Consider the following 24,820-nt stretch of genomic DNA (forward strand, 5'->3'; position numbering starts at 1 on the left):
TGCCAGCCGGTGCCGACTGGGGAACCACGTTGAGCCACTCTATTTGCGAATCAGACCTCACGACCTGGCTCTCACGTCCGGGACTTCGACCAGCGCAGATCCCGAAGTGCGGCTGGAGTACTACACACCTACCGCAACGAAGGTGAGGGAACGCTTGAACGTCGAGCCGCGTCAATCGCGGGCGTCGGCCAGTCCGGCAGAAATGATCTGGATCGATCGGACCTGGCCCTTGTGTGACAGGTTTTTGATTTCTTCCAGCTCCGCGGACGCGATAAATCCGTACATCATGCCGTTCTTTGCGCGGTTACGAAGATCGGTCAGGTCAAGACCCAGTTTTGTGAGAAGCGGAGAATCTTCATCGCGAAGGGCGGCAACCCAGCGCCGGAAGCCTTCGGAAGCGCCCAGAAGCTCATCCGGCGGGCAGGGAAGGTTTCTGTCTCGACAGAAATGCGTGTCCCAGGAAACCGGTGCGCCAACACTTCCCCGTTCGGTGAAGATGGCGACGTCGATTCCCTTGGGCAGCCACAGATCCACCGCCTCTTCGGTCATCGGCTCGGAAAGCCAGCCGACGATCAGCGCCCGGAGCTGGTGCTGCGGATCGCTCAAGCTGAGGAAATCAGCATCGTCGCGCAAAAAGGGACTCGAAACGGGCTCGTGAATGGCTCCCGTGAGCCTCCACGGCCTCAGGAGCGGCTGAGTCACCTCTCCGGACCTTAGAAACTCTATGTTCTCCCGTCGCGTCGCCTCCTGTCCGCGAAGTAGGGGGTAGGCGGCCCGGGGCTCCAGCAGGACGGGAACGCTCACGTTCTGCAGACTCTTACGCGCCTCGGAGGCGTCGTCGATCCGTATGCGGTAGTCGGGATGGGTTGCGGCCAGGCCATTGGCCAGGACGAAGGCGGCTCGTTCGCTGGAGACGCCGGCCAACGGGGAACGCATCCAGCCCACGCCCAGCGCAAGGACTGTTGTGGCCACCAGGGCAATGGCTAGGACCAGGCTGTGACGGCGCTTGAGCCACGGCAAGGCTTATCTCCTTCTGAAAGGTAGGCGAGGACCGGCCAACACGAGACCGGCCCTCGCTTCGTGCTAGTTCTTGTCAGAGCGGCTTCTTCTTGCCGAGCGTGGAACGCGCTTGGCAGCCGACGCCGTCATAACGGACACTGTTCCAGTTGACCGGGAACAGGTTTCCATAGTTCCGGTCGACCTTGCACCACAGGTCATGCACGACCGGCGTCGTGGAGTACCTCTGCTCCACGGGGTGCCCCATGCCGTTGTCGGTCGTGTATTTGAAGTCGAAGGAGTACTGCGTGTGCAGGTGGTGCTTGTAGCGCACCACCCAGCAGTCGTCGCCACTGCCCACGTGGCACTCCGACTCGATAAGAGCCTGCGGAAGAATCACCTTGTGCCGCGATGTCGTCTCTGGTGCCCCGTGGTAGGCCGAACACTTCTCGCCGGCGTCTTTGGAGACAGAGAACCCCCAGTTCACCCCTACCGAGGCGGGATCGACCGAGGTACCCACCGAGGTTGAGGTCTTGACGTACTTACTGATGAAGCAGGCTCCGCCGGTCTGATTCAGCTTGAAGTTCTTGACCAGCGTCTTGCCGAACAAGGTGCTGTAGCCCCAGAAGCTCCAGGTGGGCTGCAGGATCGAGATGTTTTCGTAGGAGTCCAGCATCCAGCGCTGGTACCTGCCAGTGTTTCCCTCATCGGTGTCGGCTGGCCAGTGCGACTTGAAGAAGGAGCGGACGATCCATCCCTTCGAGCCCAGGCGGTCGCGAACCTCGCAGGCGATGATCCGCTTGTCCACCTGCTTGCCGCAGGGAACGACGACTGGCTCGTTGCCCCCGGCGCTTCCACCGCCACTGCCGGTAGGAATGTCGGCGTGATCGCTGGAGTCCTCGTTGACCTCGATCGGGACCTCGATGGTGGTCATGTTTCCGCACCGGTCGAACACATGGATCGAGATCGTCGCCTCGCTGGGTTCGACAGTGCCCGCCGGCCCGGCTGCAGCGCGTGACTGTCCCGATGCCGGGGCCGATGCTGTGGTCTCGGTCCACCTGCGAGCGACCTCGACGGTGACGCGAACACTGCCGTCGGGCATGGACTGCACCACCGGACTGGCCAGTTGGACGGTGGAGCCGGATCTGGTCGTCCCATTCGAGGTCAGGGTGTCCCGCGTCTGCAGCAGAGCCGTGTTCAGCAGTGACAGCTTGGCTGTGCTGGGCGTGCTCGCGCTCACGCCCGGGGCATCCCAGATGGTGGTGGCGCGGCCTTCGAGCACGGCGTCCTGTGCCCGGTAGTAGGCCTTGATGCGGTCGAGGTAGTCCTGAGCGCCCGATTCAGAGGCGGCGGCGCTCTTGGCGGAGGGCGGTGTGTCCAGAAAGGGCACACAGGTGGTGCCCGGCTGGGGCGGTGGCGGTACCGCCTTGGTCGTCGCGGTGGTGCTCTGCCATTCGCTGGCACCGAAGACAGTCTTGGCTCTGACCTTGATGGTGAAGGTCTGACCGTTGGCAAGACCGCTGATGGCCGCGTAGGGCTCGCTCACCTGCAGGGTCTTGACGGTGCTGCCGCCGCTGTCGGCCACCTCGACGTCGTAGCCGTCAAGCATGGCCATGCTGCCATTGGACGTCGGCAGCCCCCAACTGGCCAGCGCACTGGCGTCGCCGCCGGAGGCTGTGAGGTTGAGCACCTTGCTCGGCGGCCCGGCCGGCAGGTAGGTGATGGCCAGTGAGGGCTGCTCGGCCGCACCTGCCTCACCGAAGGTGATCGTCTCATTCTTGTTTGAAGTGAGCAGGAGCCAGGAGAAGGCGCCGTCGCCGATGTCACCCTGCGGGGTCGGCAGCGACAGCGTGGCGGGCTTCAGGTTGGAATCGGCCTCGGCCGCCAGAGTGGAGCCCTTGGACTCGCTGGTGACGGGGCTCTTCAGCGGGGTCGCTGTGATGGCCGCGTCGTTCGGGCAGGCGCCTGCCGGGCACACTGCCGTGCCGAGCTTGAGGAGCCCTTCCGACACGCCGGCACCGTCCGGCAGTTCGTCGAGTTTGATCCCTATCACGGCAGCCGTCTTGTCGACGCCGGTTCCGCCGATGCGCATGACAGTGTCGTCGGTGACAGTGCACGGTGAGCCATCGCAGGCGGTCGGGTCGGTTTTGGCGGTCTTGATGACGAAGCTGTCCTTGCCCAGTGTCAGATGCCGGATGTTCTCCGCCGGTGGCGGTGGAGGCGTACCCGGGGTGGTGAAGGAGACCGGAGCGGTCTTGGAGGTGCAGACCTCCGTGCCAGAGGGAACCGAGGAGGTGGCAACCCTTGCTGCGGCCGGCTGCGCGGCGCCTCGAGAGGGGGCCGCTCCGCCCAGCGCGGTATTCATGTCGGTGGTGATTTCGGCGGCGGTCTGGGCGCGGTTGTAGATGCGGACTTCGTCGATGAGGCCCTTGAAGTACTCGCCGTAGATGCCGTTGCCGCCGATGCGGAGAGCGCCACCGTCGTCGGCGATGGAATCACCGTAGACGCGGGAACCGATCTCGGTGCCATTTCGGTAGAGCCGGGCGGTCGTGCCGTCGTAGGTGACGGCGAGGTGGGTCCAGGTGTTGAGCTGGAGAGAGTTGGTCCCCGACAGCTGCGCGGGGCCGTCCCCGGTGGTCAGCGCGCCGGCCGGCGTCAGCCCGTTGGAGGCGTAGAGGCCGTAGGAGAGGTCGTCCGCCGTGGGGAAGTCCTTGGCGATGACGCTTCTCCAGCCGTCGAGGGCGGAGGGGTTGACCCAGGCCGACAGCGTGAGCCCGTTGGTCATCTTCAGTGCCGCGGCGTGGTTGATGGTGACCATGCCGTCTGTGCCGTTGAACGACAGGGCCTTGCCGTACTTGCCGTTCACCCACGTGGTGCCGGTCGTGTTGCCGTTGTTGGTGCCCGCTGTGTCTCGTACCTGCGTCCCTGTGCCGTCATTCATGCCGTAGGCCGCGACCAGGCCGTTCGGGGTCGGTTTGGGCGTGGGCGTTGGGGTTGGAGTCGGCGTTGGGGTGGGGGTTGGGGTCGGAGTAGGCGTGGGGTTCGGGTTGGGGTCGGGGCCTGGATCGGGGTTCTGCGCGGTGGCGCAGGCGACCATCTGCCACTTGTACGTGGTGCCGGCCCGGACGGTGTTGGCGGGGATCTGGAACGACGCGCGTTCACCGCCGTCGACCGTGCGAGTGCCCAGCGGTGCCGATCCGACCGGCGCGCCGGTGTTGTCGTACAGGTAGTACTTGGCCAGGACCGGACCTCCCGACGGCCGGTTCACCATGCCCGACAGGATGGGCTGTGTCGGGTCAGCCATGCCCGTCTCGGTGTCGGTCGGCAGCGTCGGGGCGTCGGAGGTGATGCGGTAGGCCGGGCTCTCGTTGCACGAGGGCGGGGTCAGGCCGGCGCGGCACGCCTTGACGACGAACTTGAAGCTGGCCGGGTTGTCGAGGGTGAAGACCTTGTCCAGGGCCTGGCCGGAGGGGATGTTGTTGTGGGTGGTGGTGCCGGGGACGCCGACCAGGGCGCGGATCTCGTTGGCGGTGAGGGCGCGCTGGTAGATGTGGGCGTCGTCGACCGATCCCTTGAGGTTCCCGCCAGGACGCGGCCACGTCCGATCTAGAAGGCGCCCTGGGCGTTCCAGGTGACCGTGTAGTCCCGCTCCGAGGTCAGCACACCGTCTACGTACAGGCGGATCTTGCCTGCCGTCTTGTCGTACTGGGCGGCCAGGTGCGTCCACTCGCCGATCTTGGCGAGTTCCTTGGACTGGACTGCCGCCTCCTGGATGCGGTCGGGATCGTCCTTCGTGATCATGGACAGGTCCCACCGTTGGTCGAACTCCGGCGCGTCGGAGGTTTGATAGGACAGCGCGAAGCCGGGCTGGTTGACGCCCATCTGGGACATGACGGTCTGGTCAGCGACGCTGTCGTCCAGCCGCACCCAGGCGGTGGCGGTGAAGCTCTGGTTGGTGTTGACGACCGGTTTGGTGGTGGCGGCGTATCCGCCGTTGAACTTCACGGCTCCGCCGAGTTGCCCGGTTGTGCGGGTGTAGGCGCCGGTGAGAGTGGCGGGCAGGTTCTTGCCGGAGGAGTCCGTCGCGGTGGCGCCGGAGGCTTCGTCCAGCTTCCACAGGGCGGCCTCTCCGGCCGGCAGTTCCACGGCCGGTGGGGGCATGGTGGAGTCGTTGACCGTCACCGTGTAGTTCAGCGGCGTGGCCTCCGGGACGCTCGACTTGTAGGTCACCTTCACGTTGGTGCTACGAGCGATCGCGTCGTTGCCGACCATCGAGTCGATGGACTCGGCCGTGACGGTGGGGATCTCCGGGGGCAGGACCCAGTCCACGCTCAGCTTGGGCACGTTCTGCCCCCACAGCTGTGCCCAGAAGGCGAAGTCCTCCGCGAGGTACTTCGGGACGGGGGTCTCCTGGGTCAGCTGGAGCATCAACCCGTAGTTGGGGGTGCCGGTGGCCCACAGGCGGGTCATCGCACTGAGGTCCCAGCTCCACACCGACCCGCTCGTCCCGGGCAGGGAGCAGGGGTCGATCGTGGAACGTTCTTGGGCGCTGGTGGTCGGCTGGTTGCTCCAGTAGGTGTCGTCGGCGACCCACTGCTTGGTGATGCGCAGGGCCGCGATGCCCTGGTACTCCGAGCAGGTGCCGACGTCCTCGCGCAGTTGCAGTTGCATGGTGGCTTTGACCACCTGCCGTCCCTGGATGGGGGCGGTGTCGAACGCCATCAGCGACCGCCGCAGCGTGTCCCCCGAAGTGGCGTAGTAGCGTCCGACCATCGCAGGAGAACCCTGGCCGTTCGGCGACATGATGCCGGTCTCCTGCGTCACCCCCAGCGTGGTGGTGGGATCCACCGTGACGGGGTACTTGGTGGCCGGGTCGGCCAGCCATGCGGCGTCCGGCTTGAGCACGAGGACGGTCGCGTCGTCCTTCGCCTCCACCGAGGTGTCGATCTTCGCCTGCCGGCCAGGACTCCCGGCGCTCGGCTTCTCCGCCGCCGCGTCCCACATGTGGGGAGCGGGCGCCGATGCCACCTCCTTGCCCTTGCCCGCGGTCAGCGACAGCCCGCCCGACTTGGTCTTGCCGAGCTTCAGTCCCTTGGCCTGCACGGGGATGCGGTACTCCACCGGGCCGGTGGGCCGCTCACGCAGCACGATGTCGTGCCGGAAACCGGTGGGCAACGCCGTGACGACCAGGTCCGCCGACGGTCCGGCGGCACCCGCGTACGTGGCCACGTTGCCCTTGATCTGCGGACGCGGCAGGTCGGTGGGCCAGGACAGCCCGAAGGAGCGTTCCCGATCCAGGGTCATGGACGCGAACGGCGCGGACCCGCCGGTCGACAGGCGTACGTTCCCCTTGGCCAGGTTGGGCTGCAGAGCGCCGTTCTGCTCGACCAGGGACGTGTCGATCCACGTCCACGAGCCGTCTCCTTGACGCAGTTGCGCCGGCCCCGCATAGGACTCAGTCGCGAGATGCCCGTCAGGGTAGGCCCACGTCCGGGACGTCTCGGTGAAGGCGTCCTCCACCGCGACCGCCTTGTTCTGCTTCCTCGCCTCCGCTACCGCCGCCCGAAGCGGCGCGTCCGGATCTTCTTGCCGAGGAAGGTGGTCACCGCAGGAGTCGCGGGTCCTGTCTTCGCGGCCTCGGGATCGGGGTCGGCGATCGCTTGAGTGATGGGCACTGCGGCCAACAGCGATGCTGCCACCGTGAGCACCGTTGCGCCCGCCAGTCTCCGTCTGGATTTCCGTCTGGAGACGATCCAGCTTCCTAACTTCTCCACAAACACCCTCAATCACGGTGAGTTCGGATTGTCGGGGTTGATCATTTGATGGGAAGCTCACGCGGGCAATATGAAAAGGATCACCTAACGAAAAAGGCGAATACGCGTAACAACCTGGAGCTCTAGCACGATGTCTCGATTATTCCGCACCCCTGATCACCATTATCGGTCTACATGAATAGGTCACCCAAGGGCGCGGTCCAGATTGAAGGCGGCGCTGATCAACGCCAGGTGGGTGAATGCCTGCGGGAAGTTGCCCTGCTGTTCGCCGTTCTGGCCGATCTCCTCCGCGTACAAACCCACGTGGTTGGCATAGGTGAGCATCTTCTCGAACGCCAGGCGCGCCTCCTCGACGCGGCCCGCCCGCACGAGTGCCTCCACGTACCAGAACGAGCAGATGGAGAACGTGCCCTCCTCCCCCCGCAGCCCGTCGGGGCTGGCCTCAGGGTCGTAGCGGTAGACCAGCGAGTCCGACACCAGGTCGGCCGTCAGCGCGTCGAGGGTGGACAGCCACTTCGGGTCCGTGGGTGCGATGAACTTGACCAGCGGCATCATCAGCACCGCGGCGTCCAGCACGTCGTCGTCCTGGTGCTGGACGAACGCCTGCCGCTTGGGCGACCAGCCGCGCCGCATGAGGTCCCGGTAGATCGTGTCGCGGGTGTCGCGCCAGCGCGGGACGTCGGCGGGCAGGCCGCGGCGGCGGGCCGTGCGCATGGCCCGTTCGATCGCCACCCAGCACATCAGCCGCGAGTACAGGAAGTTCTTGCGCCCGCCGCGGGTCTCCCAGACGCCCTCGTCGGGCTGGTTCCAGTGGGCGCAGACCCAGTCCACCAGGGCGCAGACGTCGTCCCAGTGGTCGCTGGAGATCGGCTTGCCCCACTTGTCGTACAGGTAGATCGAGTCGATGAGGGCGCCGTAGATGTCGAGCTGGAGCTGGTCGGCAGCGGCGTTGCCGACCCGGACGGGGGCCGAGCCCTGGTGTCCCTCCAGGTGGGTCAGCTCGCGTTCGGGCAGCTCGGCGCGGCCGTCGATGCCGTACATGATCTGCAGCGGCCCGGACGGGCCGTTCTCTCGGCGGCAGACGCGGCGGGTGAGGAAGTTCATGAACGCCTCGGCCTCGCCGGTGAAGCCGAGCCGGAGCAGCGCGTACACGGCGAAGGCGGCGTCGCGGACCCACAGGTAGCGGTAGTCCCAGTTGCGCTCGCCGCCGAGCTGCTCGGGCAGGCTCGTCGTCGGCGCGGCGACGATCGCGCCGGTGGGCGCGTACGTGAGCAGCTTCAGCGTCAGCGCCGAGCGGTGCACCATCTCCCGCCACCGGCCGCGGTAGCGGGAGGCCGACAGCCAGCGCCGCCAGAACCCGACCGTGGCGGCGAACTCCTTCTCCGCCTCCCCGTGCGGGCAGCAGCGCGGCGCCACGTCCCCGTGGACCCGGTCCAGCGCGAACACCGCCGACTCGCCCTCCTTGAGGGTGAACGCGGCGCGCGCGTCGCGGTCGTCGCACGTGACGGGCACCGTGGCGGTCAGCGCGAGCGTCAGCTCCGGCGTGGAGAAGACGACCAGGCCGTCGCGCCGGGACAGCTCGTGCGGCTGCGCCCCGTACCCGAAGCGCGGCGCCACCCGCGCCCGGAACGGGATCTCCCCGCGTACGCACAGCACCCGCCGGATCAGCCGGTGCCGGTCGGCCTCGCCGGTGTCGACGGTCACCGGCATGAAGTCCTGGATCTCGCCGACGCCGTCGCCGGTGAAGAAGCGGGTGATCAGCACGTTCGTGTCGGGGAAGTAGAACTGCTTGGTCTTCGCGGGTACGGCGGCGGCCAGCTCGAACGCGCCGCCCCGGTCGGCGTCCAGGATGGAGGCGAAGACGCTGGGCGAGTCGAAGGACGGGCAGCAGTACCAGTCGATGGTGCCGTCGGTACCGACCAGGGCCACGGTGCGCAGGTCGCCGATCAGGCCGTGCTCGGCGATCGGCAGGTAGCGGGAGTCCCTGTCCTGGGACGGGACCCGGTGATCGGATGTCGCGGCCATGGCGGCGGCCTCCCCGGACGTCGGGTGTCCTCTCCTTCCATGGTGCTACGCCGCGTCTCGGGGGTGCTACGCGAAGTACTCCGCCACGACCCGGGTGTGCAGCGGGAACGCCAGTTCCCTGGGGCCGTCGAGCAGCAGCCACTCCGTCGTCTCCGCCGTGGGCGCGACCGGCGGGAGGTCGGCCGCGCCGGTACGCGGCCCCAGCGCGAAGATCAGCACGGTCCCGTCGGGAGCGCTGCTCACGTCGAGCAGGCGTACGGCGTCCGCGTCGACGACGATTCCCGTCTCCTCGCGGAGTTCCCGGACGGCCGCCTGCTGCCAGGACTCGTTCATGTCGATGAAGCCGCCGGGCAGCGCGAGCCCGCCCCGATGCGGCTCGACCCCGCGCCGGACCACCAGCACGCCGTCGTCGACCGGCAGGAGCATCACCGCGACCGGCAGCGGGTTGAGGTAGCTGGTGCTCCCGCAACCGGAACAGGTGCGCGGCCACGCCTGGCCGGGCGCGAAGGCCGTACCGCAGAAGGAGCAGTGCGCGTTCTTGGTCACCACAACCGCGATGCTACAAAGGTCGGTCGTTCGCGGCGACGAACAGGAAGTTCTGCGGGAAGCCCTTCGCCTCCCGGGGCAGCGGCGGGTTCCACGGCCACCGGCCGTAGGAGGCGCCCTCCTCCCCCGGCATCCTCAGCTCGGTCACCCGCCAGCCGCAGCCGGACAGGAACTCCTCCGGCTCGTCGGTGCCGAACAACCACGGGCAGCCGTCCTCGGTGAGCCGGCGCAGCCCCTCCCTCGAGAACTCGCTGATCATCGACTGGTGGCTGAGCAGGTCCCCGGCGAGCACGCTCCCCGGTGCGGCGGCCCCCGCGATCCGTTCGAGCAGCAGGCGGGCGGCCGGTTCCGGCAGGTAGAACAGCAGCCCCTCGGCCACCCACAGCGTCGGCGCCGCCGGGTCCCAGCCGGCCTCCCGGAGCGCCGCGGGCCAGTCGCCGGTGAGGTCGGCGCCGACGGCCCGCCGGTCGCAGGCGTGCCGGGCGCCCAGCTCGGCGAGCCGCTTGTCCTTCTCCTCCAGCAGGTCCGCCTGGTCGACCTCGTACAGGACGGCCCCCGGCGGCCACGGCAGCCGTACGGAGCGGGTGTCCATGCCGGCCGCGAGCAGCACGACCTGGCCGAGGCCGGCATGCCGGCGGATCAGGTCGTCCAGGTAGCGGGTGCGGATGGAGATGAACTCGCCGACCCCCGGGTTGTCGTAGCGGGCGAACAGGGTCGTGCCCTCCAGCCCGGCGAGCTGGTCGGCGTACGGGTCGGTGAAGATCGCGTCCTCGCGGCGCGACTCCTTGGCGCGGGCGGCGGCGGTCCAGCGGGCGGTGGCGGCGACGGCGTGCATGAACGGTCCTTTCCGGGTCAGCTGCGGCCCTTTGCGCCCAGCGGGCCTTGGCGGGTCAGCGGCGGGTGGCGGGGCTCTGCACCTGTTCGAGCAGGCGCCGCATCTGCTCGGGGATCCGCGCGGGGACCATGCGTCCGTGCTCGTCGGGGCGCACGCAGGCGATCCGCTGCTCGCCGGTGGCGACCAGCTCCTCTCCTCCGCCCGGGAGCTGGCGCCAGTACTCGTACGTCATCACCGACTGGGTCTGGCCCAGCTCCCCCTGCCGCATCCTGACGACCACCTCGTCGAACACCGCCAGCTCCCGCAGGTAGTCGCAGCGGCAGCTCACCGTCAGCAGCCGCACCCCGTCGGCGAAGCCGGCCACCACGTCGGGGACGAAGTCGCGCAGGAACATCTCCCGGGCGCGCCCCTGCCAGCGGATGTAGTTGACGTAGTTGACGTTGCCCAGCAGGTCGGTGTCCTCGATGCCGACGACGTGCCGGTACTCGTACGCGTCCCCGCTCATCGCAGCTCACCCGCCTTGCCCGCCTCCGGGTCGGTCTCGGCGAGGACGGCGAGCACCACGGGGGCCGCCACGCCGCGCAGCCGGGTGGACAGCGTCAGGATCCGGCGCCCGCCGGCGACGAGCCCCACCCAGCCGCCCTCCCTGGCCGCCTCGAACGTGACGGGAGTGTCGACCGGCATGCCGGCCTTCACCAGGCATTCGGCGGCCGTCCAGACCCGCGTGGCCGCGGTGTCGGTGTCCTCGCCGGCCTCCTCGGCCACGGTCCCGGCCAGCGTGCGCCGACCGGGGCCGAGCAGCGACGTCCACGCCTCCTCGCTCCTGGGCGTGACGGTCTCCAGGTCACATCCGGGGGTGGTCGTCGCCATCGTGACGCCGCCGGCGTGCGAGACGGACACCGTGCCGCCGCCCACCAGCTCCGGTCTGCCGTCCGGCCGCCACACGACCTCGGCCTCGGCGCCGAACAGCCGCCGGACGGCCAGCAGGCTGGCCTGGCGCCGCTCCAGCCCGTCGCCGTCCACGTCGAGCACGACGCGTCCCGCCAGGTCCTGCTCGATGAGCACGTGCTCCAGGTACGAGCCCAGCAGCACGGGAACCCACTCGCGGGGCACCTCGTACTTGCTGACGAGCTGCGTCCGGAAGCCCCGCCAGGTCTCGACCACCCGGCCGTCGCGGTCCGTGACCTCGATGTCCCAGGACTTGTCGTCGAACCGGTGCCGGATGTAGACGTCGGTCGCCTGCGCGCCCGCGAGGCGGCTCGGCACCACGCGGTCCACGCCGAGGGGGATGGCCAGCACGGTCGGCCCGCAGGTCTGCATCGGCTGCATGTACGCGTCGCGGGCGGCCGGGTCGCCGAGCAGGAGCCGGTCGGGAAGGTACCGGCCGAACCAGGAGGAGTCCGTCCCGGGCAGGAGCCGGCCGGTGACGTGCTGGGCGCCGGTGCGGTGGATGCTCTCGACGAGCTTGAACCGCGGGCCGTGGAAGAGCATCGGCCCGTACAGGTCGGTGGCGGGGTCGAACGCCAGCGGCGGCAGCGCCACGTCGTCGCGCCGGACGAGCCCGAGCGGGTCCGGCTGCGCGGCGGCCTGAGAGTAGTCGCAGACCGCCCGGAAGTGGTCGACCTGGAACTTGGTCGCGCTCGTACGGACGGCGGCGGCCACCCGGCCCGGCCCGACGCGCAGCGCCGCCACCCGGACCGTCACCGGGGCGTCCTCGGGCACGACGATGGCCCGCAGGAACTCGACGTTCTCCAGGACGGGGACGGCGTCGGCGCCGAGGAGGGCGGCCGCGGCCTGGGCCATGATCTCCATGCCGACCGTGCCGGGGACCACGGCCCCCTCGCCGCCGCCGAAGACGTGCTCGGCGAGGTAGGGGTCGCTGCCCCAGCCGACCTCGGAGTCGGCGACCAGCTCGATGCCCGGGTAGTGGACGCGCGGCTGCTCGAGGAAGCGCAGCAGCGGCAGGTCGTCGCACCCTTCGGGGCCGGCGGCGAAGGTGACCGTCGGCAGGTCGCCGAAGCGGCCCGTGACCACGGTGACGACGGGCGCGTCCGGGTCGGCGACCAGGTCGCGGAGCAGGGCCACGCCCTGGTCGGGGGTGATGGCCGTGACGCCGACGCGGGCGAGGCTCTCCACCGAGCCGAGCCGCTCGCCCATGCCGACGCCCGACCACAGGGACCATTCCACGGCTCTGCACCGGCAGTGCGGCAGCTCGCGGGCGAGCCGTTCGACGAGGTCGCTCTGCCATTCGTTGGCGATCGCGTAGTGGGCCTCGCCGCGCAGCCCGGCCCGTCCGGTGATGCTGCCGAACGTGACGAGCAGCCGCAGCGCCGCCGTGTCGACGGCGGCGAGCACGGCGTCGAGCCCGGCGACCTTGGCGTCGATGGTGGCGGCGTAGTCGTTGTCGGCGAGTTCCTGCAGCAGCTTGGGCACGTTGCCGCCGGCCCCGTACAGCACGCCGGTGACCCGGCCGAGGTCGTCCTCGACGGCGGCGACCGCCCCGGCCACCGCCGCGGGGTCGGTGACGTCGGCGCGCAGGTAGCGGGCGGTCACCCCGGTGGCCGCCATCCGCTCCAGGTTGGCGGCCAGCTCGGGGTCCGCGGCCGGGTCGGACCGGCCGAGCAGGGCCAGGCGCGCGCCCGTCTCCCTGGCGAGGCTGAGCGCGCACTCGGCGGTGATGCCCTTGCCGCCTCCGGTGACGAGCAGCACGTCGTCCGGGCCGAGCGGGATCTCGTCGCCGTCGAGCTCCACCGGCGTCAGGACGGGCTCGGCGCGGGTGCCGTCCGCGTCGTAGAAGACCTCCGCGAACCCGCCGGTGGCGATCACCTCGGCGGCGACCCGGGCGGGCGCTTCGGCGTCGAGCGGCAGGGTGACGACGGTGGTGGCGACCCAGGGCGCCTCCAGGTGCAGGGTCTTGGCGAAGCCGGCGCCGCCGGGGTCCTCCTGGACGATCGCGCAGCGGGTCACGTCCTTGCCGGCGAGCACCGCGTCGGCGGCGGCGCGCAGCACCGCCAGCCGGTCGGCGCGCGGCCCCGAGGGGAGGACCGCCAGCACGCCGGCGCCCGCCTCCGCCTCCTCCAGGGCGGCGAGCAGCGCCCCGGCGGCGGGGTGCTCGCCGACGGCGCCCCAGGCTCCCGGGCTCCGCGGAGCCGTACGGCGCGGGACGCCCTTCTCCCTCCTCGCCACGGCGAAGCCGTGGACCCAGGGCGCGACGCCGGGCGGGACGATCCGGGCCGCGGCCGTCTCGGCGTCCTCGGCCGGCGCCTGGCCGGTGGCGACGAGCTGTTCCAGCGTCTCGGCGACCTGGCCGAGGGTCGCGGTGGCGTACCCGGTGGGCGCGGCCGGCTCGGACAGTCCGAGGCGGCGCATGGCCTCGCCGACGATCTCGCCCACCACGATCGAGCTGAGGTGCAGGTCGTCCAGGAACTTGCTGTCGGCCTGCACCGCCTCCAGCGGGAACTCCGCGTGCTCGGCGACCAGCCGGCGCAGCAGGAGCAGCGGGTCGCCGGCCGGCTCGCCGGCCGCGGACGTCTCGGGCACCGCCGCCGGGGCCGCCGCGCCGCCGGTCAGCAGCGCGGAGTCGATCTCAGGGACGACCTCGCACAGGTTGGTGATGAAGGTGGGCGTGGCGGCCGGGTCGAAGGGGCGGGTGAAGCGGTCGGCGAACAGGTCGCCGACCTTGACGGCGGCGCCGACGGCGAACGCGGCGCCCAGCGTCCGGAGGATGCCGCCCAGGGAGTCGTCGTCCGTGCGCGTGGCGACGGCGGGGACGCTCACGATGTCCCGCGCGAGCTGCGTGAGCACCTGGCCCGGGCCGACCTCGACGAGCAGGTCGGCGTCCTTGGCCGCCGCGGCGAGCGCCTCGGAGAACCGGACGGGCGCGGTGATCTGCTCGCGCAGCAGGTCGAGGGGGTCGCCGACTACCGGCGCCCCGGTCACGGTGGAGACGACGTGCCGGCGGACGGCCGCCGGGCTCTCCTGAGCCAGCGTGCCCGCGAAGACGCCCGCGGCCGGGGCGACCAGCGGCGAGTGGAAGGCGTGCGAGACGGGCAGCCGTACGGCCTGCAGGCCCTGGCGGGTCGCCCGTTCCACGACCCGGGTCACCGCCTCGCCGGGCCCGGAGACCACGGTCTGGCGCGGGGAGTTGAGCCCGGCCACGACCACGGGGTCCTCGCCGATGAGCGCGGCCACGGTGTCGTGGTCGGCGGTGATGCTCGCCATCGCCCCGCCGCTCTCGGACAGCTCGCTCATCGCCCGTCCCCGGGCGGCGGCGACGCGCAGCACCGCCGCCTCGTCGAACGACCCGGCCCAGTGCAGCGCGACGAGCTCGCCGAGGCTGTGGCCGACCGCGGTCCCGGCCTCGACTCCCAGCTCGGACAGCACCCGCAGCCCCGCGACGGAGGCGGTCACGATGCGCGGCTGGGCGACGGCGGTCTCGACCTGGTCGCCGTCCGCGGGCAGCGCCGCCGTCTCGTACAGCTCGTCGACCACGTCGAAGCGGCGGCGCAGCGCGCCCCCGTCGGAGCGGGTGCCGGAGCCCTGGCCGGGGAACATGAGCACGATGCGCGGCAGCTCGCCGAGGGTGCCGAGGAAGACCCCGGCCGCGGCGTCGATGTGCCGCTCCGTGCCCTGTCCGGCCAGCTCGGCGACCTTGCGCAGCCGTTCGGCCAGCTCGGCGGGCGTCCCGGCGACGACCGCGGCGCGCCGCGTCCTCGCGCCGAGCCCGCGCGCCAGGTGCGCGGCGAGGTCGGGCAGTTCGGAGCGGGACATGCCCACGGCGACCGCGGCCAGGCGCTCCGCCTCGCGGCGCAGGTCGTCCGGCGTGCCGGCGTCGAGGCAGAACAGCTCGGCGTCCTGGGGGGAGTTCATGAGCGTGCGGGTCCGCCCGTCCAGGCGGGGCCGGCGGGGGCGCGGGGACTCGATCACCACGTGCGTGTTGATGCCGCCGAAGCCCATGGCGCTGACGCCCGCGCGCAGCGGCGCGCCGAGCGGCCACGGCTCGGCCTTGCGGAGGGTTCGCAGGGCGGGTGACTCGCCGGACAGGAGCTTGTGCGGACGTTCGCAGCCGGTGGTCGGCGGCAGGACCGCGCTGTTGACCGCCATGACCGCCTTGATCAGGCCGGCCATCCCGGCGGCCGCCTTCGTGTGGCCGATGTTCGCCTTGATGGAGCCGATGACCGCGGGCGGCGCGTCCGGGGCGGTGGCCCTGCGCGCCTCGGAGATCGTCTGCAGCTCCGCGGCGTCGCCCACGGAGGTGCCGGTGCCGTGCCCCTCGAAGTACGGGACCTCCTCGATGCCGAACCCGGCGCGCTCGTAGGCGCGGTCGAGGCAGAGCCGCTGGCCGTCGGACTCCGGCCGGGTGATCCCGCCCGCGCCGTCCGAGGACACCCCCCAGCCGGCGACCAGGGCGTGCACCCGATGGCCTCGGGCGACGGCGTCCTCCTCGCGCATCAGCACGACCATGCCGCAGCCCTCGCCCGGCCAGAAGCCGGCGGAGCGCTGGTCGTAGACGCGCATCTCGTCGGCCGCGAGCGCGCCGGCCCGGGAGAAGCCGATCAGCTCGTTCGGGTCGATGCTGATGTCCACGCCGCCCGCGACGGCGACGTCGAGGTCGCCGGAGACCAGCGCGTTGCAGGCCGTGGTGAGCGCGAGCAGCGACGAGGCGCAGGCCCCGTCCACGGCGTAGCCGCCGCCGTTGAGGTCGAAGTGGTTGCAGATGCGCCCGGCGATCGTGTTCGACAGGCCGCCGGCCAGGTAGTCGCCGTCGGGCACGGGGAACGGCGCCTTGTAGTCGCGTTCCATGCGGGCGAGCAGCCCGGCGAGCTGCTCGGTGTCCAGCGTGCCCTCCAGGGCGTTGGCGACGACACGGCGCACGTACGGCCAGCGCAGCCTGATCCCGGCCGCGCGCTGGCCCTCGCCGGTGAGCGAGTTGCCGACGACCACGCCGGTGGTCTCGTGCGGCGCGCCCTTGCCGTCGGGGAAGCCGGCGTCGGCCAGCGCCTCGGCTGCCACCTCCAGCGCGAGCCAGTGCACCATGTCGGTGTTGCGGAAGGTCGTCCCCGCCACCTTGAACCGCAGCCGGTCGAACTCCCAGTCGCGTAACAGCGCCGCCTCGGTCGTGTAGAAGTGGTCGGGCGCCGTGCGGTCCTCGGACCAGTAGTCGGACAGCCGGATGCGTTCCGGGGGCAGCCGGCGGAAGGCCCGGCGGCCGGCCACGGCGTTGTCCCACAGCTCACCGGCCGTGGAGGCGTCGGGAAAACGGCATGCCATGCCGACGACGGCGATACGAGAAGTCACGGGAATCCTTAGATTTTCGGCGGCGCGTTGCGCGGACGGTGGAACGCGTTGACCCGCGCGGCGCGCAGCAGCGAGCCCGGTGACGCGAATTCCTTGACGTCGATGAGGCGGGAGGCGAAGGCGTGATAATGCCGGGCCGCCCCGGCGTCGCGGGCCGCCGCGGAAAGCAGCAGCCGCTCGAAGACATTGAACGGCCGGACGGCCGAATAGTCCTCCATGAGTTTGTGATGGCTGTCGAGCGCGGCGCGGTGCTTCTCGCCGTACGCGTCGAGCCCCGGCAGCACGTCACCCTGTCCGGCCACGGCGGGGCCGACCGCGTCCACCAGCCACTGGGCCGACTGGAACGCCCACCCGCACCCGACGCCCCACAGCGGGTCGGTGGCCAGCGCCGCGTCGCCGACGAGGGCGAGTCCCGGCCCGTACGGCCTGCGGTAGACGTTGGGCAGGTCACGCGTCCCGATGATCTTCGAGACGCGTTCGGCCCGGTCGATGCGGGGGGCGTCGGGCAGGGCGCGGACGAACCGCTCGAAGCTGCCTTCGAGGTCCGCGCGGAAGGCGGAGGCGTGCTGTTCCTTGTTCGGGCTGCAGGCGACCACGGTGACGCCGTCGTCGTTGGGGAAGGCGAAGGCGGTGTCGGGGTCGAGGAACCACACCCGGCTCGCGGTGTCCTCCGCCAGGCCGCGGTACTGGGCGAAGAAGCCCAGCCGGTTGTTGGCGCTCAGCCGTACGGGGAGGCCGCTGAGGTCACCGACGGTCGTGCCGCGCCCGTCGGCGCCCACGACCAGCCGCGCCGTCAGCCGGCTCTGCGTGCCCTTGGCGGTGACGCGGACGCCGGTGAAGCGGCCGTCCTCCTCCAGCAGCCCGTTGACGCTGTGGCCGAGCCGCAGGTCGACGCCCGGCGTCCCGGCGGCCAGCCGCCTGAGCAGGGGGTCGAGGGTCTGGCGGCGGACGTTGAGTCCGTGCGGGAGCGGCTCCCGTCCCGGCTCGTCCTGGGGCTCGATCCACCCCCAGCGTGTCCAGAGGTGGGTGACGTGCCGTCGCGCCCCGGCCTCCTCCAGCAGGGGCAGCAGGCCCAGCGTCTTCACGACCGGCATGCAGCTCGGCTGGAGCGTATGGGTGCAGAGGACCTTGTACGCGTCCATGCCGGAATGCTTTTCGAGAAGCGCGACACGGGCGCCGAGATTCGCGAAAAGTATGGCGGCGGCGCATCCGGCAATGCTCGCGCCCACTATGACGACGTCATAGTCATCTGACATGGGACATTTCCCTACAGAACTACGGCCGGGCCACTTCCGGACCACAAGGAAGTGGTTGAACCGTAAACGGGGATTGCGTTGATCATTAAGAGGTTACTGAATGGTAGGGATCGCGCTTGGGCGCGTCAAGGGTCGTGATCGGCATGCGGCGCGGCGAGTACGGGAGCGCCTGTCGTGATGTGATGCTCTTCGACAGCGAGCGATCCGGACGGTGTCCGTCCCCGGATGTTCCAGGAGGCTTCGTGCACACGAGCCAACGCCCACGTTCGTCTTCCCGGACGGCCTGGACGACTTCGCGGACGAGCTGGACGACTTCGCGGACGAGCTGGACGACTTCGCGGACGAGCTGGACGGCGAGGCTCGCGGTCACGCTCGCCGCCGTCGTCGTCTCGCTGACCGGGATGGCCGGCGCCACCCCCGCCGACGCGTCGGTCCACGACTCCTGCACCATGCCCCGATGCGCCGACGCGCGCTCGGCCCGCTCGACCTGGGCCGCCAAGGGCTACCCCACCCGCGCCGGCTGGTACCCCTGGCCGGGCGGCGCGTACAACTACACCGGCGGGCGCTTCCACAACCGGGAAGGCCGGCTCCCCGGCGGCGCCGCCGTCTATGACGAGTACGACGTGTACCCCCGGGCGCGGGGCGCCGCGCGTGACGCCTACCGGATCGTCGTCAACCGGAGCACCCGCGTGACCTGGTTCTCGCCGAACCACTACACCGACTTCTACCAGCTGTAGGCCCCTCATGGATTCTGCCGCACGGCCGCTGCCGCCATGGCTGTCGGTGTCCACCGACCCGGCGCCCGCGGTCATCGACGGCCGCGCGGCCAGGACCCGCGCCGCCTTCTTCGAGGAGGCGGCCCGGGCAATGCGCCTGCCCGGCTACTTCGGCCGCAACTGGGACGCGCTGACCGACTCCCTGCGTGACGCCGGGAAGGTGTCCCTGGTCGTGGAGCACGCCGAGGAACTGCTCAGCGCCGAGCCCGCCGACCAGCTCGCCACCCTGCTGGCCATCCTGGCCGACGCCGCCGGCACCGGGCTGACCCTGACACTCTGCACCGACCCGGACCACCAGGCCCTTCTCCGCCGGCGGACCGCCGCTGCCCTCCCGTGATCAGAGGACGTCTCCGGGCTCGTTCTCCAGCACCTCGCGGTCGAACACCAGCATGACGAGGAAGAACAGAACACCGACCCTGGAGCCGACGGACCGAGTCATGTTCCGAAAACCCTCTTCCGAAAATCCTCTTTCGGAAGACTCCTGACCTGGAACGCGCGACGTCCGGGGCGTGGAGTGGATCGACCGGACCCGGAGCGGCGGCGGCCGCGCCCGGAACCGAGGGGCCGTCCCCTCTCCGGGGCTCCTGCCGGCAACCGGTGAAACCCGGTCGAGGGTGCCGTGAAACCGGCGCCGCCGAGAGTGAAGCCATGAGCATCACAGAACTCGGACGTACCGGGGCCGGTCCGGCCCCCGACGAGGGCACCGAGCCGGCCGTACATGCGCAGGGGCTGGTCAAGACGTTCGGCCGGCACCGTGCCGTCGACGGCATCGACCTGGACGTGCGCCCCGGCGAGATCTTCGGCGTCCTCGGCCCGAACGGGGCCGGCAAGACCACCACCCTGCGGATGCTGGCCACCCTGTCGACGATCGACGCGGGCCGTGCCGAGATCTTCGGGGTCGACGTGGCCGGCAACCCGCACGTGATCCGTCAGCTCGTCGGCGTCACCGGCCAATACGCGTCCGTCGACGAGAACCTGACCGCCCGCGAGAACCTGTGGCTCTTCAGCCGCCTGCAGGGCGTGGCCGCGCCGCGGGCCCGGCGCATCGCCACCGAGCTGCTGGGCCAGTTCGGCCTGGAGGAGGCCGCCGACAGACCGATCGCGCAGTTCTCCGGCGGCATGCGCCGGCGCCTCGACCTGGCGGCCAGCCTGATCACGAGGCCACCGCTGATCTTCCTCGACGAGCCGACCACCGGTCTCGATCCGCGCACACGCGGCCAGATGTGGGACACCATCCGCGGTCTGGTCGCCGACGGCTGCACGGTGCTGCTGACCACGCAGTACCTGGACGAGGCCGACCAGCTCGCCGATCGCGTCGCCGTCATCGACCACGGCCGCAAAGTCGCCGAGGGCACCCCGGACGAGCTGAAGACCGCGGTCGGCAACTCCACCCTCCAGTTGCTGCTCGCCGAGCCGGGCGAGGTGCCCGCCGCCGTGGAGGTCGTGCGGCGCGTCCTCGGCTCCGAGCCGGTCCTCAGCCCGGAGCAGGGCCGCCTCAACGTCGCCCTCGACCAGGCCGACCTGGCCGCGGACGTACTGATCGCGCTGCGCACCGCCGGAGTGTCGATCTCCTCGGTGAGCGTGGCCAAGCCCAGCCTGGACGAGGTGTTCCTCGCCCTCACCGGCCACGAGACGGACCACGAGACGGGCACGGACGACGAGACCGGCACGGAGGAGAACCGATGAGCACCATGATCGCCCCCGCCCGTGAGACGGTCCGGGCCGCCGACCGCGTGGCGGCCGCCAGGCGTCGCGTCTCCTTGGGGGAGACGCTCGGCCAGACCCTGACGATGGCATGGCGGGCGCTCAAGAAGATGCGCCGCAACCCGGAGCAGTTCTTCGACGTGGCGCTGCAACCCATCCTGTTCACCGCGATGTTCGCCTTCATCTTCGGCGGCGCCATCGCCGGCGACGTGCAGAGCTACCTTCCCCTGATGATTCCCGGCATCCTCGCCCAGACCGTGCTGACGACGTGCATGGCCACGGGCACGCAACTGCGCGAGGACATGGAGAAGGGCGTCTTCGACCGGTTCAAGTCGTTGCCGATCGCCCGGATCGCGCCGCTCGCCGGCCCGATGGTGGCCGACCTGCTGCGTTACACGATCGCGGCCACTCTGACCTTCGGCATGGGCCTGGTGATGGGCTACCGCCCGGGCGGCGGGGTGGTCGGCGTGCTCGCCGCGATCCTGCTGGCGATCTGCACGGGCTGGTCGCTGGCGTGGGTCTTCACCTGGGTCGGCACGATCGCCCGGAGCGCCCAGGCGGTGCAGGGCATCTCCATGATGATCCTGTTTCCGCTGACGTTCCTGTCGAACGCGTTCGTCCCCGTCGAGACCCTGCCCGGCTGGCTGGCCGCGTTCGTCCGGGTCAACCCGGTCTCACACCTGGTCACGGCCACCCGCGACCTCGCCAACAGCGCGCACGTCAGCGGAGCGGTGGCCTGGACGCTCCTGGCGTGCCTGATCGTCATCGCGGTCTTCGCGCCGCTGTCGGTGCGCAGCTACAAGCGGCACATGTGACCTGCGCCCGTCAGAGCCGGCGACCCGCTCGACGAGACCGCGTGCCTCGTCGAGCAGGTCGGGGCCGCGCCGGTCGCCGTACTCGGCCCGCGTGCCGGCGATCGTCCCGGGCGCGGCCCGCTCCGCGTACGCTTCGATCCGCTTGAACGTCATGCTGGGCATGACGGTGTTGTACGCGAACCGCTCGGCCAGCACCAGCAGCCTGATCGCGTCGCGAGGGGCCATGGCTCCCCGCAGCAACCCCCAGGCGCCGAGAGCGAAGAGCGCCGCACCGCACAGCGGAAAGTCGAGAACGGGACTCTCCACGGCCAGCACGTCGTAGCCCCGGACGGCGGAGAACAGCTCCTCGCCGTACCGGACGTCCTCCGGCGTGGCGTGATACGCGTACGCCGTCAGGGCGACCGACTCCGCGACGAGCGTCCACGGCATGACCTCGGCGCGCGGCACCCCGGGCAGGAGCAGGTCGCGTGTCCGCTCGACGGCCCGGCGGTATTCCGCGAGCGCGGCGGCCGTCTCGCCGCGGGCGAGGGCGAGCTCGGCAGCGCACAGCGAGACGATGGCCACCCCGCCGAGCACCGCCTCGGTGTCGTTGATCCGGGTGATCTCGGCGAACTCGGCCTCCGCGGTGTCGAGGTCGCCGTCGGCGAGCGCGGAGACCAGCAGCAGCGAGCGCAGCTGGGTCTCGTCGTCGGTGGCGCCGAGCCGGCTCATCACCGGGATGGCGGCCCGCGCGTGCCGGACCGCCCGCCGGCGGTCGCCGAGCTGCATGACCAGGTGGGCCAGCACGGCATGGTTGACCGCGGCGAACCACGGCCCGTCGTCGTCGCGGAGCATCGTCAGGGCCCGCTCGGCGGCCGCCCTCGCCCCGGTCACGTCGCCCGCGTTCTCCAGGACGTGGACGCTCATCTGCGTCGCCGCGGCGGCCACCTCGGGGGTGTCGCTCCCGCGCAACGTCGCCAGCCGGTCGCGTACGTCGGCGCCGTCGGCCGTGTCGCAGGCGAGCACCACCGTGGCCATCGCCGCCACGCGGGGATCCGTCGCGTCGCTGGTCGGCAGCTCACGGAGGAGGTCGCGCAGCGGATCGCCGCGGCGGTCGGTGATGATCACGACGTTCATGAGCGTGACCAGCATGGCGCCCCTGGTGACCTCGACGAGGTGCGGCGGCGGCGCCCAACCCGTGATCACCTGCCTGATCGCGTCCCGGAGGACCAGGATCCGGGGGTGGTCGCCGCGGACCGCCCACAGCGCGCCGAGGCCGGCCAGCAACTGGATCGTCGTGACGGGATCGGCCTCGCCGAGGGCCTGCCGGAGCAGGTCGGCGAGGTTGCCCTCCTCGGCGCGCAACGCGTCGGCCGCCGCGAACTGCTCCGGGCCGAACAGCTCGGTGGCGTGCTCCAGGGCGTACGCCGTCGCCCAGGCCCGCTGCGCCGCCCGGGCGGGCTCCTCCTCGCCGGCCTCCTCCAGCCGCATCCGGCCGAACTCCCTGACGGTCTCCAGCATCCGGTAGCGGAGGCCGTACGCCGTCTCGCGGACGCTCAACATCGACTGCTCGGTCAGCGCGTCCACGGCGTGCAGGGCGTCCGGGCCGAGGACGTGTTCGGCCGCCGCCAGCGTGAACCCGTCGCCGAACAGCGACAACCACCGCAACGCCCGCCGTTCGGGCTCGTCCAGCAGATTCCACGACCAGTCGATGACCGCGAGCAGCGTCCGGTGCCGGTCGGGGGCGGTCCGGTTCCCGCCGCGCAGCAGGGTGAACCGGTCCGCCAGGCGCCGCGCGATCTCCTCCACCGACATGACCCGCACCTTGGCCGCGGCCAGCTCGATCGCGAGCGGCAGCCCGTCGAGGCGGGCGACGACGTCCTCCACCACTCCCTCGTCGATCCGGACACCCGGGCGGGCGGCCGTGGCGCGCTGCCGGAACAACTCCACCGCGTCGCCCGTGAGCAGCTCGCCGAGCAGGTAGACGCGTTCGGCGGGAATCGACAAAGGGGCGCGCGAGGTGACGAGCACCCGCAGGTCGCGGGTCGTCACGGTCAGGAACGCCACCAGGTCGGCGACGGCCTCGATCAGGTGCTCGCAGTTGTCCAGGATCAGCAGCGCCGGAGCCTGGTCGAGATGCTGGGCGATCCGGGCGCGGACGTCGGAGCGCTGCTCTGCGGTCAGGGCACGACGCCCGCTGACCGAGTCCCGTACCCCGAGCGTCGAGCCCACCTCGCCCACCACGCCCTCCGGCGAGGAGACGCCGACGAGCTCGACGAAGTGCGCGACGGGCTGCGCGGCGTTCCTGCCGACGACATGAGCCAGCCGCGTCTTGCCCAGCCCGCCGGGGCCGACGATGGAGACGACCCGGTCGGTCTGCAACAGGGCGTGCACCGCGCGGATGTCGCGGTCGCGGCCGAGCAGCGAGGAACCGTCGAACAGGATGCCCGCGCGTACCGGCCGATCCGCGACGAGCAGCTCGGCGTACACGCGGGCGAGCTCAGGCCCCGGTTCCGTGCCCAGCCGCGCGACCAGGCCCGCGCGATACCGCTCGTACCGCTCCAGAGCGGCGGCGATCCCACGTACGGCGGCCTCGCTGCGCAGCAGGCAGGCGAGCAGCTCCTCGTCGTGCGGCCGTTCTGCCGCGACCTCCTCCAGCAGCGGCAGCGCGCCCTCGTGAGCGCCGCCGCGCCCCTGGGCGATCGCCGCCACCCGTCGCGCCTCGGCCACCCGCCCCGCCGCGACGCCCCTCAGCTCGGCGAGCGCGCCCGTGGCGCCGTCCACACCACCGGCCATGAGCGCCATGGCGTCTTCGGCGCGGCGACGCGCGAGCGCCACGTCGCCCTCCGCCAGCGCGGCCCGCGCCTGTTCCACCAGCGCGCCGAGCAGCAGCGCGTCCACCTGACCGGCGGACAGCCCGAGCCGGTAACCACGCGGCATGCGTTCCACGGCGTCGGCGCAGGTCGCCGCCCTGGTCCGCGAGACGACCACCTGCAGTGCCTTCGTCGGGTTGACCGGCGCCTCGTCCGGCCACAACTCCTCGACCAGCCGCTCGTCACCGACCCCCGCACGCCCGTGCATGGCGAGCACGGCCAGCAGGGTCTGCGCGCGATCGCCGACCACACGCGCGCCCCGCCAGCGGACGCCGTCGAGCAGAACCAGTGCGGGGGACACACCCTCAGCTTACGGACGAGCGAACGGCCTACGGACGAGCGAACGGCCTACGGACGAGCGAACGGCCTACGGACGAGCGAGCGGCCTACGGACGAGCGAGCGGCTTACGGACGAGTGAGCGCGGAGGTCGATGATGTCCGGCAGCGGGCTTGTCCCGATCGAGCGCAAGAACGGCTGGCGGTTGGCGGAGGCGACCAGCTGGAGTGCCAGGACCCGCCCTACGAGTGGCTCGCCATCACTTCGAGCGAGGCCCCGGGACGATCCATGACGGTCACCTCGACCAGCTTCCCGTCGATCGTCTTGCTCACACCGGCGACACAGGCCACACAGTCGTCGCGCCGCATGTCGACGACATCCCATCCCTTGTCACGAAACTTCTGCAGCAATGCGTAGCCGGACACCGAGCGATCAGCCTCGAAGGAGACCCAGCCGCCCTTGGCCCCCGAGTCACAACTGTGGTTCCCCTGGAAAGTCTCGGCCACCTCGAAGGGCAGGGAGGCGGACACCGCATCGCGCAACTCCTCCATCTCCGTGGAAGCTTGCGCCACGCATGCGTATTCCGCGCTCCGGGAGTCGACGGCGCAGGCCGAGACGGCCAGGCATACGGCGAGCGTCATCGCGAGGAAACGCTCGGGCACAGTTG

General features: G+C 71.0%; 15 protein-coding genes and 1 pseudogene. 4 read left to right on the forward strand and 12 right to left on the reverse strand.

Going from position 1 to position 24,820, the window contains the following annotated elements:
- Positions 1 to 171: 171 nt before the first annotated feature.
- The 10 genes from AB0H81_RS15535 to AB0H81_RS15580 all read right to left on the reverse strand — a co-directional run bounded on the left by AB0H81_RS15535 (position 172) and on the right by AB0H81_RS15580 (position 17,729).
- Positions 172 to 1,020, reverse strand: coding sequence for a hypothetical protein (locus AB0H81_RS15535; RefSeq protein ID WP_358374537.1), 849 nt, complete (start codon positions 1,018 to 1,020; stop codon positions 172 to 174).
- Positions 1,021 to 1,093: 73 nt separating this feature from the next.
- Positions 1,094 to 4,300, reverse strand: coding sequence for a LamG-like jellyroll fold domain-containing protein (locus tag AB0H81_RS15540; protein WP_358374595.1), 3,207 nt, complete (start codon positions 4,298 to 4,300; stop codon positions 1,094 to 1,096).
- Positions 4,301 to 4,602: 302 nt separating this feature from the next.
- The gene (locus AB0H81_RS15545; RefSeq protein WP_358374539.1) at positions 4,603 to 6,516 is read right to left on the reverse strand and encodes a DNRLRE domain-containing protein; all 1,914 of its coding nucleotides are present in this window, start codon (positions 6,514 to 6,516) and stop codon (positions 4,603 to 4,605) included.
- 32 nt (positions 6,517 to 6,548) lie between these two features.
- Positions 6,549 to 6,695: a hypothetical protein gene (locus AB0H81_RS15550; RefSeq protein WP_358374542.1), complete on the reverse strand. Its 147-nt coding sequence runs from the start codon at positions 6,693 to 6,695 to the stop codon at positions 6,549 to 6,551.
- A gap of 258 nt (positions 6,696 to 6,953) precedes the next feature.
- Positions 6,954 to 8,795, reverse strand: a complete 1,842-nt coding sequence (locus AB0H81_RS15555) for a glycoside hydrolase family 15 protein (protein WP_358374545.1) — start codon at positions 8,793 to 8,795, stop codon at positions 6,954 to 6,956.
- Positions 8,796 to 8,861: 66 nt separating this feature from the next.
- Positions 8,862 to 9,344, reverse strand: a complete 483-nt coding sequence (locus AB0H81_RS15560) for an NUDIX domain-containing protein (RefSeq protein ID WP_358374547.1) — start codon at positions 9,342 to 9,344, stop codon at positions 8,862 to 8,864.
- A gap of 10 nt (positions 9,345 to 9,354) precedes the next feature.
- Positions 9,355 to 10,176, reverse strand: coding sequence for an SAM-dependent methyltransferase (locus AB0H81_RS15565; RefSeq protein WP_358374550.1), 822 nt, complete (start codon positions 10,174 to 10,176; stop codon positions 9,355 to 9,357).
- A gap of 55 nt (positions 10,177 to 10,231) precedes the next feature.
- Positions 10,232 to 10,681: an acyl-CoA thioesterase gene (locus tag AB0H81_RS15570; protein WP_358374552.1), complete on the reverse strand. Its 450-nt coding sequence runs from the start codon at positions 10,679 to 10,681 to the stop codon at positions 10,232 to 10,234.
- On the reverse strand, positions 10,678 to 16,473 hold the full coding sequence (locus tag AB0H81_RS15575) for a type I polyketide synthase (protein WP_358374554.1): 5,796 nt from the start codon (positions 16,471 to 16,473) through the stop codon (positions 10,678 to 10,680). Before AB0H81_RS15575 ends, AB0H81_RS15570 begins: the two co-directional genes overlap by 4 nt.
- Positions 16,474 to 16,481: 8 nt before the next feature.
- Entirely contained in the window at positions 16,482 to 17,729 is a 1,248-nt protein-coding gene (locus AB0H81_RS15580) for an NAD(P)/FAD-dependent oxidoreductase (protein WP_358374556.1), read from the reverse strand.
- 242 nt (positions 17,730 to 17,971) lie between these two features.
- On the opposite strand from AB0H81_RS15580, the gene AB0H81_RS15585 reads away from it, so the two are divergent.
- The 4 genes from AB0H81_RS15585 to AB0H81_RS15600 all read left to right on the forward strand — a co-directional run bounded on the left by AB0H81_RS15585 (position 17,972) and on the right by AB0H81_RS15600 (position 21,024).
- Positions 17,972 to 18,466 carry a ribonuclease domain-containing protein gene (locus tag AB0H81_RS15585; RefSeq protein ID WP_358374559.1) on the forward strand — a complete coding sequence of 165 codons (495 nt, stop codon included), beginning with the start codon at positions 17,972 to 17,974 and terminating at the stop codon, positions 18,464 to 18,466.
- A 7-nt stretch (positions 18,467 to 18,473) separates the two neighbouring features.
- Positions 18,474 to 18,842 (forward strand): barstar family protein, encoded by a 369-nt coding sequence (locus AB0H81_RS15590; protein WP_358374562.1) that lies wholly within the window; start codon positions 18,474 to 18,476, stop codon positions 18,840 to 18,842.
- 311 nt (positions 18,843 to 19,153) lie between these two features.
- Complete coding sequence (locus AB0H81_RS15595; protein WP_358374564.1) at positions 19,154 to 20,191, forward strand: ATP-binding cassette domain-containing protein; 1,038 nt, start codon at positions 19,154 to 19,156, stop codon at positions 20,189 to 20,191.
- Positions 20,188 to 21,024, forward strand: coding sequence for an ABC transporter permease (locus tag AB0H81_RS15600; protein ID WP_358374566.1), 837 nt, complete (start codon positions 20,188 to 20,190; stop codon positions 21,022 to 21,024). The genes AB0H81_RS15595 and AB0H81_RS15600 overlap by 4 nt, the downstream gene beginning before the upstream one ends.
- A 1,689-nt stretch (positions 21,025 to 22,713) precedes the next feature.
- Here the strand turns inward: AB0H81_RS15600 and AB0H81_RS15605 are convergent.
- Positions 22,714 to 24,084, reverse strand: a pseudogene (locus AB0H81_RS15605) (BTAD domain-containing putative transcriptional regulator); the annotation flags it as partial.
- A 311-nt stretch (positions 24,085 to 24,395) separates the two neighbouring features.
- Positions 24,396 to 24,815, reverse strand: coding sequence for a hypothetical protein (locus AB0H81_RS15610; RefSeq protein WP_358374569.1), 420 nt, complete (start codon positions 24,813 to 24,815; stop codon positions 24,396 to 24,398).
- Positions 24,816 to 24,820 lie beyond the last annotated feature (5 nt).

This window comes from Nonomuraea sp. NPDC050691, assembly GCF_040654455.1.
Classification (GTDB): Bacteria; Actinomycetota; Actinomycetes; order Streptosporangiales; family Streptosporangiaceae; genus Nonomuraea.